The organism is Candidatus Kaelpia aquatica, from assembly GCA_030765335.1.
Lineage (GTDB): Bacteria > Omnitrophota > Gorgyraeia > Kaelpiales > Kaelpiaceae > Kaelpia > Kaelpia aquatica.
On sequence record JAVCCU010000038.1, the window covers coordinates 39,872 to 53,877 of the forward strand.

The window sequence follows — 14,006 nt, forward strand, 5'->3', positions numbered from 1 at the left end:
ACTAGCAACTCTTTTGCGCAAGAAGCTCAGCGATCTGAACTGCATTTAAAGCAGCTCCTTTTTTTAGGTTGTCGGATACAACCCAAAGCCAGATTCCGCTCTCAACTGTAGAATCTTTTCTTATCCTACCTACAAAGGTATCATCTGAACCCGCTGCATAAAGAGGCATTGGGTAGCTATTATTAGATACATCGTCGATAACCTTTACCCCTGGAGCATTACTTAGCAATTCTCTTATCGCATCAGGGTCTGCTTTTTTCTCCAACTCAATATTTATCGCCTCACTATGAGATATTAAGATAGGGACTCTTACGCATGTTGCAGTTACAGAGAGATCTCCATGCATAATCTTATTTGTCTCATTAACCATCTTCAGCTCTTCTTTGGTATATCCATTTTCTGAGAAAGTATCTATATGAGGAAAGAGGTTAAATGCAATCTGAGAAGGCAAAACCCTATTCTCTAAATCCACCTTGGTCTCACCACTCTCTGCAATCTTAGCCATCTCTTTCCAGAGTTGATCTACTGCCTCCTTACCCCATCCAGATACAGACTGATAAGTAGAGACAACAACTCTTTTAATCTTAAAATTATCGTGTATTGGCTTAAGTACTACAACCATCTGTATAGTAGAGCAGTTAGGGTTAGCAATTATACCTTTATGCCTAAAAGCATCTTCTGGATTTACCTCGGGCACAACTAGAGGAACCTCGTCATCCATTCTAAAAGCTGAGGAATTATCTATAACAACCGCTCCCCTCTTAGCAGCTTCAGGTGCAATCTCTAAGCTAACGGATGAACCAGCAGAGAAGAGAGCATAATCTATATCTGAGAAAACATCGGGTTCAAGAAGCTCGACTTTTATTTTTCTACCTTTAAATTCAATCTCTTTACCAATAGAACGCTCAGAGGCCAGAGGAAGCAGCTTCTTAATCGGAAAATCCCTCTCCTCTAAGACTTTAAGCATCTCCCTGCCAACTACTCCAGTCGCCCCGCATACAGCTACATTATATTCTTTCATAATAGAATTTTATTAACTTATTTTATCGTTTAAGATACGCTCAGCTACCATATCGCCTACTTCAGTAGTAGAGTAACCCATTCTACCGGCTGAGAGGCTTTTTAATTTGTTAGCTGTAATATCCATAACCGCATCTTCAATCTTTAAAGCTGCGTCTTCCTCTCCAATGGTATCCAGCATCATAGCCCCTGCAGAGATAGCAGCAAGAGGATTAATAACATTTTGACCTGTATACTTGGGGGCAGAGCCACCGATTGGTTCAAACATTGAAACCCCTTCCGGATTGATATTGCCTCCAGCTGCAATACCCATACCACCCTGAATCATAGCCCCTAAATCAGTGATAATATCTCCAAACATATTATCAGTTACAATGACATCAAACCATTCTGGGTTCTTGATCATCCACATGCAAGTTGCATCTACATGAGCATAATCAGTAGTAATATCAGTATACTCTTTAGCTACTTCATTAAAAGCTCTCTCCCAGAGATCAAAAGCATAAGTTAAAACATTGGTTTTTCCACAGAGAGTAAGCTTTTTATTCTTATTTCTCTTCTTGGTATATTCAAATGCATACCTAAGGCATCTCTCGACTCCAAATCTAGTATTTACAGACTCTTGAATTGCTACCTCTTTATCCGTGCCTTTCTTTAAGAAGCCACCGCAGCCGGTATAGAGCCCTTCGGTATTCTCCCGCACAACAACAAAGTCTATCTCCTCTGGGCCTTTATCTTTAATTGGAGTCCAGACACCAGGATATAGCTTCACAGGTCTTAAGTTAATATATTGATCCAACGCAAATCTAGCTTTTAATAGAATTCCCTTTTCAAGAATTCCAGGAGCAACATCAGGATGGCCAATCGCGCCTAAATAGATTGCATCATAGCCTTTCAGCTCTTCAATTGCAGAGTCTGGAAGTATCTCTCCGGTCTTTAAGTACCTATCTCCTCCAAAATCATAATCATTAAAATTGAATTTGATATCATACTTTGAACCTACCGCCTTTAAAACCTTCAACCCCTCTCTTACAACCTCAGGTCCCGTTCCATCACCAGCTATAACAGCAATATTATATGACTTTAAATCTTCTCTGCCCATCTCATCAAACCTCCTGCTTTTATAATTCTCTGTAAAAATTCAGGATAACTCTGAAAAGAGAGATCCTCTCTTGTAGTTAAATTGCTTATACTGCCGCCTAAAAAATCTATCTCTATTAAATCTTTGTCTTTAAATCTATTTACAGAATCAATCTCTATTATAGGCAATCCTATATTTATCGAGTTCCTATAAAATATTCTGGCAAAAGAAGAGGCAATCACAGCAGCTACACCTGCACCTTTAATAGCCAGAGGTGCGTGTTCGCGAGATGACCCAGAACCAAAGTTCTTGCCCCCCACTATAATATCTCCACTCTTAACCTCAGAGGGAAAGCCTTTCTTAATACCCCCAAGACAGTTCAACCCTAGCTCTTTTGCATCTGTTGTAACAAGATATCTTGCAGGGATTATTAAATCCGTATCAATATCGTTACCAAATCTCCAAACTCGACCTTTTATCTTCATGATTGGCCTATTCTAAATGAAAAAAAACTTATTTTCAATAGTTAAAAGAACAGCTACAATAAAAAACATGGCCAATACAGTTAGAATAAATCATAAGATATCCTCTCTGCTTAAAAAAAATAATCTTACTATATCATCTGCTGAATCATGCACAGGCGGTCTTCTAGCAAGTAGACTTACTAATATAGCCGGCAGTTCTTCTTATTTTAAAACAGGATTTATTACTTATAATATAGAATCAAAATTAAAATATCTGAAGATAGATAAAAATACGATCAGCAGCTACGGATCTGTAAGTAAGGAATGCGCTAAAGAGATGGCAGATAATGTAAAGTCTTTGACGAATAGTGAGATAGGCATAGCTACAACCGGAATACTGGGCCCCAAAACAATGGAAAATAGATCTAAAGGAGAAGTATATATAGCGCTATCACTGCCGAATAAATCCACCGTTAAAAAATTGAGATTAAATGGCAGTAGAATTACAATTAAAAAAGAGGCAGTAACCCAGGCACTGCAACTGTTATACCAAGAGCTATGTCAGCTTTAAGAACTTTTATAGCCATTGAGATAGACGATAAAACTCGAACTATAATATCTAATATCCAAAACAGCTTTAAAAAATCCAAAGCAGACATTAGGCTCATAGCTCCAGACAACATTCATATAACACTAATCTTTATAGGTAATATCGAAGCAACCAAGGTTGACGAAATAAGAAAAGAGCTTCAAAATCTTATCTCAAGTACTAAAGTTTTTAAAATATTACCCAAGGACATAGGGTGCTTTCCAAACACAAAAAATCCCAAGATACTATGGATAGGTATAAAAGATGGAGCAGAAAAACTAATAGAACTAAACAAAAAAATAAAATTACTGCTTGATGGCTGCAAAATTACAACGGATGACAGAGATTTTCACCCTCATATAACTATCGGACGAGTAAAATCATCCAATAATATAGATGCTTTAAAAGCGACGCTGTTGAATTTTTCCGAACAAAGTTTCCAGCAGATAGCCGTAGAGAGGATCTCTCTTATCAAAAGTAATCTTACCCCAGCCGGCCCTCAATATAAAACAATAACAAGATGGGAGCTATCTAAGAATAAGTAAAATAATCCAGAATAGTGCTCAGGGTATGCTTCAGATCTTTTCTATGAACTATTGAATCTATCAAGCCGTGTTCAAGGAGAAACTCTGAAGTCTGAAAACCGGCAGGCAGCTTCTGCCTAATGGTCTGCTCAATAACCCTTGGGCCTGTAAAACCTATTAAAGCTTTAGGCTCAGCAATCAAAATGTCTCCCAAAGTTGCAAAGCTAGCAAGGACACCAGCCATAGTAGGATTGGTCAAAATAGAAATATAGGGAATATTTGACTCTTTTAATCTCGATAGGGCTGCTGATGTCTTAGCCATCTGCATCAAAGAAAACAGCCCTTCCTGCATCCTGGCCCCTCCGCCGGAACCTGATATAATAATAGCCGGGATCTTAGAATCCAGAGCCTCTTCAACAAGGCGAGTAATTTTTTCTCCTAAAACGCAGCCCATGGAGCCCATCATAAAACGAGAATCGGTAACTCCTAACATTATATCTATTCCATCAATTTTAGCTCTGCCTGTAACAGCAGCATCGCATAGCCCAGTCTTCTCTCTCTCTCTCTTTAATTTATCTTCGTAAGACTTAGGGCCCTGAAAATTTAAAATATCGGTTGAAAAGATAGCCCTATCTATCTCTTTAAAGCTTCCCTTGTCGGCTATAAGTTTTATCCTCTCATCAGCATTGAGTGTAAAATGGTAATCGCAGCGAATGCAGACTTTTAAATTATCCTCTATCTTTTTTTTAAACAGGATCTCTCCACAAGAAGGACACTTACTCCACAATCCTGCCGGAATATCTTTCTTTCTGGCTATTCTTACTAAAGTATATTTAGGCTTACCCCAAAATGACATAAATTTAACCTCAAAATCTGTTTTTTAAAAGTATTTATAGGTAATTTTAAATTATACAGCAGCAAGCTATATTTATCAATTTAAAATTTATGGAAGAGTAAACCTGTTAATATTTTAGGGTAAAAGTAGGTCGACTTCTGAGGCATCAGAAGCTTTTTTTCGGCTACATCTATGATATGCTCTATTGGAATAGGCTTAAGAAAGAACGCGGTGTCAAGCCCGCTCTCTTTTAACTCTCTTACAGCCTCTTCTTCATCTTTTTTATATACAATAGCTCCCTTGTAATCAAAGATCTCACCCAGTATAAAATCATGGAGCACAGTAACATCAAACTTAAAAAGCTGGTTATTCTCTTTCTGAAACCTCTCTTTAGTGTTGGGTCTTATTTTTAATAGAGAAAACCCAGATTGAGTAGAGACTCCGAACCCGAGAATCTGCAATTTTTCTAAAGCAGCAAGCATGACTTCTAAATCTATAAAATCTTCAATTTCAAAGTAATCCGACAGTTTGGCTTTAAAATTATCCTCTGAGAGACCTAATTTCACCAGCCTGTGAGTAGGCAGAACGATTAGACCGTCCTGTTCTATTGGAGCAAAATAACTCATAAGATAATCGTAGCTCTCTTCGCTAGAAGATTGAGACTTTAAGTGTCTCATGTTTCTATAATTTAAAGCAACCTCATATCTATGATGACCATCTGCTATCAATATCGATTTTGAGCTCATCAGTAAGACTATCTTATCAAGAGACTCTTTTTCAGATATTCCCCAAAGAGCATGGTCTACACCTTCAAAATCGAAACTAAAGATTGGGGCCCTCTTTTCTATATCTTTAAATATTTTCAACAACTCTCTATCTTTATCTGAAAAAGTAGCAAATATAGGTGAGAGGTTCGCCTCAACCTCCTCCAATAAGCTAAACCTATCTTTTTTAGGACCTTCATAGGTTTTCTCATGGGGAAGAACATCAGATCCTGGAGACTCTAATTTAAGTAAAGAGATAAACCCATAGCGAGAGCAACTATTTCCGCGATAGTTATACTTCTGACGATAGAGATAGATTGAATCATTGCTGTCAAAGACTAAAACATTCTCCTCTATCCATTTATTTAACACTAATCCAGCTTCTCTATAAGGTTGAGATGATTTATTTAATATCAGGCGAATAACATTGTAGGGAGATGATTCATAATAATCATCTCGCCCCTGCGGCATTATTACGTCGTAAGGGGGAGCAACAACGTTAACAGGATCTACTTTGTCACTATTGTATAGGAGACCTTTAAAAGGTTTTATCTTTGCCATTTCTTGAATAAATGCTTATCCTTCAATAATAGATATTAGATATAAATGCCACAAAAAAGACCAAGATTGTTCTACCTGATATAACATAAATAGAATAAAAAATAAACGAAAAAAATAAAATCTCTCTACTTAACTAAAATGTTTTTTACTAACTGAGAGAACCTCTTCTTCTGAGGATAATAGTCGTCAGGGATCTCCTTATTAAGACTCTCTAGAAGTTTTCTCTGTTTTCTATTTAACCCTGTTGGGGTATCTATGAGTACCTTAACAAGCTCATCCCCTCTAACGCCGATTCTAGGATCTGCTACCCCTTTGCCTCTAAGCCTAAAGACTCTCTCGCTCTGAGTTCCGGCTGGAATCTTCATCTTAACTACACCATCAATGGTAGGCACCTGAATCTCTACACCCAAAGCAGCCTCTGAAGGAGTAATAGGAAGCTCTATTCCAATATCCCTCCCCTCTCTCCTGAATATTTCATGAGGCTTAACCGCAATATGCAAATAGAGGTCTCCAGCAGGGCCTCCCTTATCTCCGATCTCCCCCTTACCTGAAAGACGTAAAATACTACCATTATCAACTCCAGAGGGTATCTTTACTTCCAGTTTTTTTGTCTCGTTTATCTTTCCTCTACCGCGACAATCAGGGCAAGGGTCTTTTACAATCCTGCCCTCACCTTTACAAGAAGGACATGCTGTAGTCACTGCAAAAAAACCTCTTTGCTGCGATACTCGCCCAGCTCCGCCACATTGACGGCAATCTTCTAAATTGCCTGAAACAGAACCACTCCCTGAACATTTAGAACATTTTGCATAAGACGGAAAGCTAAGCTCTTTGTCGGCACCTTTAACAGCTTCCTGAAAAGTCAAAGACATCTTAAACTCTAGATCTCTTCCCTTCTTAACACCTCCAGAACGATTACCATGACTAGATGAACCAAAACCTCCAAAAAGATTTTCGAATATAGAGCCGCCAAAACCTAGATCTGAAAATACGCTGGAGAAATCTACATTTCTAAACAGATCCTCCTGTGAATAATGAGAGTTTATCCCAGCATGACCATAGACATCATATTGAGATTTTTTCTCATCATCGGAGAGAACAGCATATGCTTCTGAGATCTCTTTAAATCTCTCCTCAGCCTCTGCTTTTTTATCGGCAGATACCCTGTCAGGATGATGCTCCATAGCAAGCTTCCTATAGGTTTTCTTAATCTCATCCTTTGAAACCCCTTTGGTAAGACCTAATATTTCGTAATAATCTCTTTTCATATTAATAACATATCCATCTAGAGATAAGTAGAGTGGTTAAAGACAGGGATTATATTTATCTCTATTATAATCCCTGTCTAATTATACTATATTATTCTTATTCTTTATACTCCGCATCTATAACATCATCACCGCTACTCTTAGGGCTATCTTCTCCCTCTCCCGGATTAGGTTCTGATGCGCCTTCAGGAGAAGCCTGACTTCCAGCTGCATCCTGAGTTGTCTTTTTATAAATCTCTTCAGCCAATTTATGAGATGATTTTAACAGGCTCTCTTTTATTTCCTTAATCTCAGCTGCATCTTCAGAGTTCATCTTTACCTTAGCTGCATCTAAAGACTCCTGAAGCGTTTTTCTCTCCTCTTCAGATACTTTATCTCCATGCTCTTTAAGCGACTTCTCTGTTGAATAGATCAAGCCGTCGAGCTCATTCTTAGCCTCTATTAACTCTTTCTTTTTCTTATCCTCCTCAACATGGGACTCTGCATTTTTAACCAAATTTTCAACCTCATCCTTTTCAAGTCCAGAAGAGGATTCAATCCTTATCTTACGCTCTTTCCCTGTCCCTTTATCCTTTGCGGCAACATGAAGGATACCATTGGCATCAATATCAAATGAAACTTCAATTTGCGGAACACCGCGCGGAGCTGCCGGAATACCTTCCAAAATAAACTTGCCTAAACTTCTGTTATCAGAAGCCATAGATCTTTCACCCTGAAGCACGTGCACCTCAACGTTTGTCTGGCTATCCGCCGCTGTTGTAAAAGTCTCGCTCTTCTTTGTTGGTATAGTAGTATTTCTTGGAATAAGAGTAGTCATAACCCCGCCTAAAGTCTCAATCCCAAAAGAGAGAGGCGTAACATCTAAGAGTAATAGATCTGTGACATCTCCCAATAAAACTCCTGCCTGAATAGCAGCCCCTAAAGCAACAACCTCATCGGGGTTTATACCCTTATGAGGCTCTTTAGAGAAGATCTCTTTAACCATCTCTTGTACCTTAGGCATCCTTGTCTGACCACCTACAAGTATAACCTCGTCTATATCCTCTGGGCTTAGTTTTGCATCAGAGAGCGCCTGCTTACAAGGACCTACGGTTCTATTTAGAAGGTCTTCACAGATAGCCTCTAACTTTGCTCTAGTTAAATTCATTGTGAGATGCTTAGGCCCGGAACTGTCAGCTGTAACAAAGGGAAGATTAATCTCTGTCTGAAGACTAAAAGATAATTCGCATTTAGCCTTTTCTGCAGCTTCCTTAAGTCTTTGAAGAGCCATTCTATCCTCTCTTAAATCTATCCCTTGCTCTTTTTTAAATTCATCTGCTATCCAGTCAATAATCTTATGGTCAATATTATCTCCGCCTAGATGCGTATCGCCTGAAGTAGACTTGACTTCAAAGACTCCGTCTCCAATCTCTAAAATAGAGATATCAAAAGTACCGCCGCCAAAATCATATATAACAACCTTACCGCCCTGCTTCTTATCTAAACCATATGCTAAGGCCGCGGCTGTAGGCTCATTTATAATTCTTAAAACCTCAAGGCCTGCAATGGAACCAGCGTCTTTTGTAGCCTGGCGCTGAGAATCATTAAAATAAGCAGGGACTGTTATTACCGCCTGAGTAATCTTCTCTCCTAAATACTCTTCTGCATCTTGTTTTAACTTTCTTAAAATCATAGCCGATATCTCAGGCGGAGAGTAAACCTTATCGTTTATCTTCACCCTGGCATCATTATTGGCTTCCTTTACAACTTTATAAGGAACCATCTTCATCTCTTCATTGACTTCATTGTATCTTCTGCCCATAAGCCTCTTGATAGAGAATACTGTGTTCTCGGCATTCGTAACCGCTTGCCTCTTAGCCGGACCTCCAGCAAGAATCTCACCAGTCTTGGTGAATGCAACAACCGAGGGAGTAGTACGCGTTCCCTCTTTATTGGTAATAACCTGCGGTTCTCCTGCATCGTAGACTGCAATTACTGAATTTGTTGTACCTAAATCAATTCCTATAGCTTTAGCCATTTCCTTCACCTCCTGTTTTATCCTGCTCGAATTTACCTTTAGAAACCTTGACCATAGCCGGTCTTATCAAAACATCTTTAAATTTATAACCCGACCTTAATACCTCTATTACTTTATCTTCGGCTACATCTTCATCCTCTTCATGAGATGCAGCTTCCTGCTCAAAAGGATCAAAGTCTTTGTCCTTAAGATCATTTATTTTCACCAAACCGTATTTCTCAAGAGTATTGTTCATCTCTTTATATATCATCTCAATGCCCTGTTCAAACTCATCTTTTACATCTGGCAACAACTGCATAGCATGCTCAAAATGGTCTAAAACAGGTATGATACCTCTAATTAAATCTATCTGAGCATAAGAAAACAAATCCTGCCTCTCTTTTGCCCACTTCTTTCTGGCATTATCCAACTCTGCAACAGCTCTTAACCAACTATCTTTAGTTTCACTTAACTCTTCCTTTACCTTAACCAAAACCACGTCTTCTAGAACCTCTTCTAGTTCAAGCTCCTCAGTCTTAGGCTCTTCAGTTTCAAGCTCTCTATCCTTTTTCTTCTTCATATCTACTTACCCCTTTAAAATACAGCACTATCTAGTGCCTGCGTTAAAACATCAGATACATATTTCACAACTGATATAGATCTAGCATAAGGAATCCTGGTAGGACCAAGTATACCTATTGTTCCCAAAGCTCTATTTTTAACTTTATACTTTGAAGTTAAGATGCAGCAATTTTCTATATCCATAGAGAGACTCTCTCCGCCTATATGAATATTGACATCTGAACCTCCGATATCACTCTCCATAATTTTAGTTAAACCCGACTCTTCTTCAAGCAGCTTTATAACTCTCTCCAGAACATCTACATTTCTAAATTCCGGATATTGGATTATTCTATTGGCCCCAAAGTACATAAATATTTTCTCATCCATATTCTCCAGTGATTTAATTAAGAGATTGAATAGTGAAGAAAATAAGTGATAAAAAGAATCATCTAAGGAGACCAGTTTTCTCTTTATATAATTCTTTACCTCATAAAGAGATTGCCCTTGCAGTTCTCTATTTACAAACTTAAGAAAACTCCTAAGCTCATCTATGGAGGGGATGTTCTCATTTTCTATAAAGAGATGTAGCACGTCTCCGTTGTCAGCTATTATTATAAACAGAACTTTAAACTTGTTAATATAAACTAGATCTATTTTCTCCACATAGACATTGCGAACACGATGGTATAACAAAACAGAGACTTGGTTTGTATACTTTGTCACCACCTGAAGGGCATGTGTAAATAATCTCTCAACCTCATCCCATTGAGTATTAATAATATGCATTAAGATCTTCTTTTTCTCAGAGGGGGTTAGTTGTTCTTCGTCCATTACCATATTTACATAATATCTATACCCTTTATCTGTAGGAACTCTGCCTGAAGAAGTGTGAAGATTTTTGAGATATCCCAACTCTTCCAATTCAACCATAATATTTCTGACAGTAGCAGCAGAAATCTTAAGCCTGTATTTACAGACAAGGGCTTTGGATGCAACAGGCATAGCGGTCTCTATGTAAGTTTTAACTATACCTGTAAATATCCTATCCATTCTCTCTTCTTTATTATTTCTTACCATATTCTTACCTCTTTAGCACTCTTTAACACTGAGTGCTAAATATTACAATACAAGATAGCCCTTGTCAAGGAATAATATTAAGAAGTTTAAAAAAATCTTTGAGCTGACCTAGGCTACCTATAATCGCAAAAGGATTCCTAATAATCAACTCTTCTCTGCTGCTAGAGCCTGTTGTAAGGGCAATTGATCTTACTCCAGCGTTATTTGCAGTTTCAACGTCGATAACCATATCACCTACATACACAACCTCTTCGGGCTTTAAATCAAACTTCTTCATAGCCTCTAAAATCATGTCCGGCTTCGGCTTAAAAGCATCCAGCTCATCCCCGCAAATTATATAATCGAAGAATCTATCAATATCAAGATGCTCTATGATAAGCCTGGTAAATATAGCCGGCCTATTGGTTCCAAGGGCTAAGAAATAATCTCTCTCTTTAAGATAACTTAATATCTCCTTTGCATGAGGCAAAAGTTTTGCATATTTAAGGAGTGTATCTCTATGCATTTGGCGATAAAGCGTTAGAGCTTCTATAGCAATATCGTCTGAAAAATAATCCTCCATAAGACTCTTATCCCCTTTACCTACAGCTCTTTTGACCTCAGCAAGAGATAGAGCCTCTAAATTAAACTTTGCCCTTACTGCATTTAGGGCTTTTTCAATTGCAAGATATGCGTCTAAGAGAGTGCCGTCGAGATCAAACATTACAAGCTTAATATTAGACAATTTTCTGCCACCATTTTTCATTCTTACGATACCAATCTATTGTGTTATCTAAACCTCTGCTCAAACTAAAACTATCTTTCCAGCCAAGACTTAAGAGTTTAGAGCTGTCCATAGCATATCTAAAATCATGATCAGCTCTATCCTTAACATACTTAATGGAGCTGGAGGTCTTGCCCATCTTTTTTAAGATTATTTTTGCCAGCTCAATGTTCCTCCTCCTGACTCCAGCAGAGATATTATACACAGATCCCGCTCTACCTTTTCTCAAGATCAATTCAATTGCAAAGCAAGTATCATCGACATAGATCCAGTCTCTTACATTAAATCCTTCTCCATACATAGGTATCTCACCGCCTCTAAGTAAGCTGGTTATAGCTAGGGGTATAAATTTCTCAGGATATTGGTAAGGCCCATAATTGTTGCAAGACCTCACTATGATAACCGGGAAATTATGGCTCCCATGAAACTCCTCTACCGCCCTATCGGCTAAAGCCTTTGTAACTGCATATGGAGAGCTGGGATTTAAGCATGCATCTTCCCCGCAACTTCCCCGTAAGATGCTGCCATAAACCTCATCGGTTGATATTTGCAGAAACAATTCTACTCTACTTTTAAGAGCCAGGTTTAACAAATTATATGTCCCGTAAAAGTTTGTCTTAAAGAAGGGGGCAGCATCATCTATACTTCTATCGACATGAGTATGAGCTGCAAAGTTAACAATTACTCTAACCCCTTTAATAGCCTTTCTAACATCTCTCGCTTCAGTTATATCCCCTTTTATAAAATCAATATCTGAGATAACTTCTCCTAGATTTTCTCTACGGCCAGCATAGCTTAAATTATCCAGAACAGTTACGCAATATCCTTTTTTAATTAAAAAGCGTACGAAATTTGACCCGATAAAACCAGCGCCGCCGGTTACCAAAACCCTCTGCATCTTCTTATGAATCACTCTTTAATTAGATTTTTCTTTATAAGCTCATCAAATGCTTTATCAAACCTATCGAAAGCAGGTTCATTTTTAGCCCATTCAATCAACTCCCCCAACCCAGTTACAAAATCAATCTCAGGCTCCCAATCAAGATACTCTTTAGCATTCTCTATACTTGCATAACAATGCCTTACATCGCCCTTCCTGTAACCACCAGGTATATGGGGTGTTATATTTTTGCCAAACAATTTAGCAAGCTCAAGCGCAACAGATTCTATACTATAAGGCTTTCCATTGCCAAGGTTACAAATCTTATAATCTGACTCACTCTTTTCAATCGCTCTAATAGCCGCTCTCACTACATCCTTAACCGATATAAAATCTCTGCTCTGCTTGCCATCCTCAAAAACAAAAGGAGATTTATCATTTTTAATTCGGGACATAAATATAGCACAGACACCTGTATAAGGATTGGACAACGATTGCCTGGAACCATAGACATTGAAGAACCTGAGAGATGTAACTGGTATGCCATAGGTCTTACCCACTATAAGAGACATCTCTTCCTGAACTTTCTTACCTAAGGCATAGATAGAATTAGGAACTAAAGAGGTATCTTCTGTTGTAGCTATAGGAGTCAGACTGGATGAACAATTGGGGCAGCGCAGCTGCCAATCTTTATCTTGAAGCTGAGACTCTTCTCTTAAAGATGGTTTTACCTTACCACAGCTATCGCAATTATACAGCCCCTCTCCATAGCTCGACATTGAAGCGCTGACTATAACCTTCTTAACTCTATTTTTACTATTTACTAAAATATCCCAAAGGTTTGCTGCTCCAAGGTCATTAACCTCCATATACTTCCTAACTTGATACTGAGACTGCCCTACACCTACCATAGAAGCAAAATGAAAAAGATAGTCACAATCCATAAGAACACTCTTAAAAGAATCATAGTCTCTGATATCTCCATATATATACTCAGCAGCATCATTTAAATAAGAAGGCTTCTTGCCTTGATGAACCTGTTCTTCTAGATTATCGTAAACTAGGACCTCATACCCTTCTCTAAGAAGAGCATCCACTAAATGAGAACCTATAAAACCGCATCCACCGCTAATAACTGCTTTCATCGACTGCCTCCTTTATAATAAAAAGACATCTTAACCTATGCTTTATTTCGATACAATATTAAAAATGGTTTCCCGGAATAAGGATTCTCTTTTATCACAACTTTTGCATTGTAGACCTCTTCTATTATACTGTAGTCCATAACAGAAGATGGTTCTCCGTCTCTGACTACCCTACCTTTATCCATAAGAATAAGTCGATCGCAAAACTCTGCAGAGATATTTAAATCATGTAATATTGTAATCACAGTAAGACCTTCTCTGTTAAGATCGCTTAGAGCATTCATAATATCAAGCTGATGTCCTATATCAAGATGGGTTGTAGGTTCATCCAAAAGCAATAATTCCGGATCCTGGGCAATACTCTGAGCAAATAACACCCTTTGAAGTTCACCGCCTGAGATCTCATCTATCCTGCGGCCCTGTATTTCAGTCAATGAGAATCTCTCAATAACATCTTTAACTCTCTCTAAATCTC

The 14,006-nt window shown here is 38.2% G+C and carries 15 protein-coding genes; 2 read left to right on the plus strand and 13 right to left on the minus strand.

Annotated elements, in window-relative coordinates; all coding sequences use genetic code 11:
* Position 1: 1 nt before the first annotated feature.
* The 3 genes from P9X27_06475 to P9X27_06485 are packed head-to-tail and all read right to left on the minus strand — an operon-like array spanning position 2 to position 2,586.
* A complete protein-coding gene (locus P9X27_06475) occupies positions 2-1,021 on the minus strand; it encodes an aspartate-semialdehyde dehydrogenase (protein ID MDP8254021.1) in 1,020 nt (339 codons plus the stop codon).
* 12 nt (positions 1,022-1,033) lie between these two features.
* Complete coding sequence (locus tag P9X27_06480; protein ID MDP8254022.1) at positions 1,034-2,122, minus strand: 3-isopropylmalate dehydrogenase; 1,089 nt, start codon at positions 2,120-2,122, stop codon at positions 1,034-1,036.
* Positions 2,104-2,586 carry a 3-isopropylmalate dehydratase small subunit gene (locus tag P9X27_06485; GenBank protein MDP8254023.1) on the minus strand — a complete coding sequence of 161 codons (483 nt, stop codon included), beginning with the start codon at positions 2,584-2,586 and terminating at the stop codon, positions 2,104-2,106. Before P9X27_06485 ends, P9X27_06480 begins: the two co-directional genes overlap by 19 nt.
* Before the next feature lie 16 nt (positions 2,587-2,602).
* Between P9X27_06485 and P9X27_06490 the strand changes: the two genes are divergently transcribed.
* Together P9X27_06490 and thpR are read left to right on the plus strand one after the other, a co-directional pair.
* Entirely contained in the window at positions 2,603-3,136 is a 534-nt protein-coding gene (locus P9X27_06490) for a nicotinamide-nucleotide amidohydrolase family protein (protein MDP8254024.1), read from the plus strand.
* Positions 3,124-3,699 carry an RNA 2',3'-cyclic phosphodiesterase gene (gene thpR / locus P9X27_06495; GenBank protein MDP8254025.1) on the plus strand — a complete coding sequence of 192 codons (576 nt, stop codon included), beginning with the start codon at positions 3,124-3,126 and terminating at the stop codon, positions 3,697-3,699. The genes P9X27_06490 and thpR overlap by 13 nt, the downstream gene beginning before the upstream one ends.
* Here the strand turns inward: thpR and accD are convergent.
* The 10 genes from accD to P9X27_06545 all read right to left on the minus strand — a co-directional run.
* Entirely contained in the window at positions 3,686-4,534 is an 849-nt protein-coding gene (gene accD, locus P9X27_06500; protein MDP8254026.1) for an acetyl-CoA carboxylase, carboxyltransferase subunit beta, read from the minus strand. The two genes, thpR and accD, sit on opposite strands and share 14 nt — an antisense overlap.
* A gap of 80 nt (positions 4,535-4,614) precedes the next feature.
* Positions 4,615-5,838: a DUF1015 domain-containing protein gene (locus P9X27_06505; protein ID MDP8254027.1), complete on the minus strand. Its 1,224-nt coding sequence runs from the start codon at positions 5,836-5,838 to the stop codon at positions 4,615-4,617.
* A 125-nt stretch (positions 5,839-5,963) separates the two neighbouring features.
* The gene (gene dnaJ, locus P9X27_06510; GenBank protein MDP8254028.1) at positions 5,964-7,106 is read right to left on the minus strand and encodes a molecular chaperone DnaJ; all 1,143 of its coding nucleotides are present in this window, start codon (positions 7,104-7,106) and stop codon (positions 5,964-5,966) included.
* A gap of 97 nt (positions 7,107-7,203) precedes the next feature.
* Positions 7,204-9,123: a molecular chaperone DnaK gene (dnaK, locus tag P9X27_06515; GenBank protein ID MDP8254029.1), complete on the minus strand. Its 1,920-nt coding sequence runs from the start codon at positions 9,121-9,123 to the stop codon at positions 7,204-7,206.
* Positions 9,116-9,682: a nucleotide exchange factor GrpE gene (locus P9X27_06520; protein MDP8254030.1), complete on the minus strand. Its 567-nt coding sequence runs from the start codon at positions 9,680-9,682 to the stop codon at positions 9,116-9,118. The genes dnaK and P9X27_06520 overlap by 8 nt, the downstream gene beginning before the upstream one ends.
* Positions 9,683-9,696: 14 nt before the next feature.
* On the minus strand, positions 9,697-10,743 hold the full coding sequence (gene hrcA / locus P9X27_06525) for a heat-inducible transcriptional repressor HrcA (protein ID MDP8254031.1): 1,047 nt from the start codon (positions 10,741-10,743) through the stop codon (positions 9,697-9,699).
* Positions 10,744-10,807: 64 nt separating this feature from the next.
* Positions 10,808-11,488, minus strand: a complete 681-nt coding sequence (locus P9X27_06530; protein ID MDP8254032.1) for an HAD-IA family hydrolase — start codon at positions 11,486-11,488, stop codon at positions 10,808-10,810.
* Positions 11,460-12,404 (minus strand): dTDP-glucose 4,6-dehydratase, encoded by a 945-nt coding sequence (gene rfbB, locus P9X27_06535; GenBank protein ID MDP8254033.1) that lies wholly within the window; start codon positions 12,402-12,404, stop codon positions 11,460-11,462. The genes P9X27_06530 and rfbB overlap by 29 nt, the downstream gene beginning before the upstream one ends.
* 11 nt (positions 12,405-12,415) lie before the next feature.
* On the minus strand, positions 12,416-13,531 hold the full coding sequence (locus P9X27_06540; protein MDP8254034.1) for an NAD-dependent epimerase/dehydratase family protein: 1,116 nt from the start codon (positions 13,529-13,531) through the stop codon (positions 12,416-12,418).
* A gap of 35 nt (positions 13,532-13,566) precedes the next feature.
* A partial coding sequence (locus P9X27_06545; protein ID MDP8254035.1) for an ABC transporter ATP-binding protein occupies positions 13,567-14,006 on the minus strand: 440 nt, incomplete at its 5' end.

Excerpts from the sequence above, each read along its gene's own strand:
- dnaK (MDP8254029.1), bottom strand. The coding sequence starts at position 9,123 with ATGGCTAAAGCTATAGGAATTGATTTAGGTACAACAAATTCAGTAATT.
- P9X27_06540 (MDP8254034.1), bottom strand. The coding sequence starts at position 13,531 with ATGAAAGCAGTTATTAGCGGTGGATGCGGTTTTATAGGTTCTCATTTA.
- accD (MDP8254026.1), bottom strand. The coding sequence starts at position 4,534 with ATGTCATTTTGGGGTAAGCCTAAATATACTTTAGTAAGAATAGCCAGA.
- P9X27_06520 (MDP8254030.1), bottom strand. The coding sequence starts at position 9,682 with ATGAAGAAGAAAAAGGATAGAGAGCTTGAAACTGAAGAGCCTAAGACT.
- P9X27_06490 (MDP8254024.1), top strand. The coding sequence starts at position 2,603 with ATGAAAAAAAACTTATTTTCAATAGTTAAAAGAACAGCTACAATAAAA.
- P9X27_06505 (MDP8254027.1), bottom strand. The coding sequence starts at position 5,838 with ATGGCAAAGATAAAACCTTTTAAAGGTCTCCTATACAATAGTGACAAA.
- hrcA (MDP8254031.1), bottom strand. The coding sequence starts at position 10,743 with ATGGTAAGAAATAATAAAGAAGAGAGAATGGATAGGATATTTACAGGT.
- thpR (MDP8254025.1), top strand. The coding sequence starts at position 3,124 with ATGTCAGCTTTAAGAACTTTTATAGCCATTGAGATAGACGATAAAACT.
- P9X27_06475 (MDP8254021.1), bottom strand. The coding sequence starts at position 1,021 with ATGAAAGAATATAATGTAGCTGTATGCGGGGCGACTGGAGTAGTTGGC.
- P9X27_06530 (MDP8254032.1), bottom strand. The coding sequence starts at position 11,488 with ATGAAAAATGGTGGCAGAAAATTGTCTAATATTAAGCTTGTAATGTTT.
- dnaJ (MDP8254028.1), bottom strand. The coding sequence starts at position 7,106 with ATGAAAAGAGATTATTACGAAATATTAGGTCTTACCAAAGGGGTTTCA.
- P9X27_06480 (MDP8254022.1), bottom strand. The coding sequence starts at position 2,122 with ATGGGCAGAGAAGATTTAAAGTCATATAATATTGCTGTTATAGCTGGT.
- P9X27_06485 (MDP8254023.1), bottom strand. The coding sequence starts at position 2,586 with ATGAAGATAAAAGGTCGAGTTTGGAGATTTGGTAACGATATTGATACG.
- rfbB (MDP8254033.1), bottom strand. The coding sequence starts at position 12,404 with ATGCAGAGGGTTTTGGTAACCGGCGGCGCTGGTTTTATCGGGTCAAAT.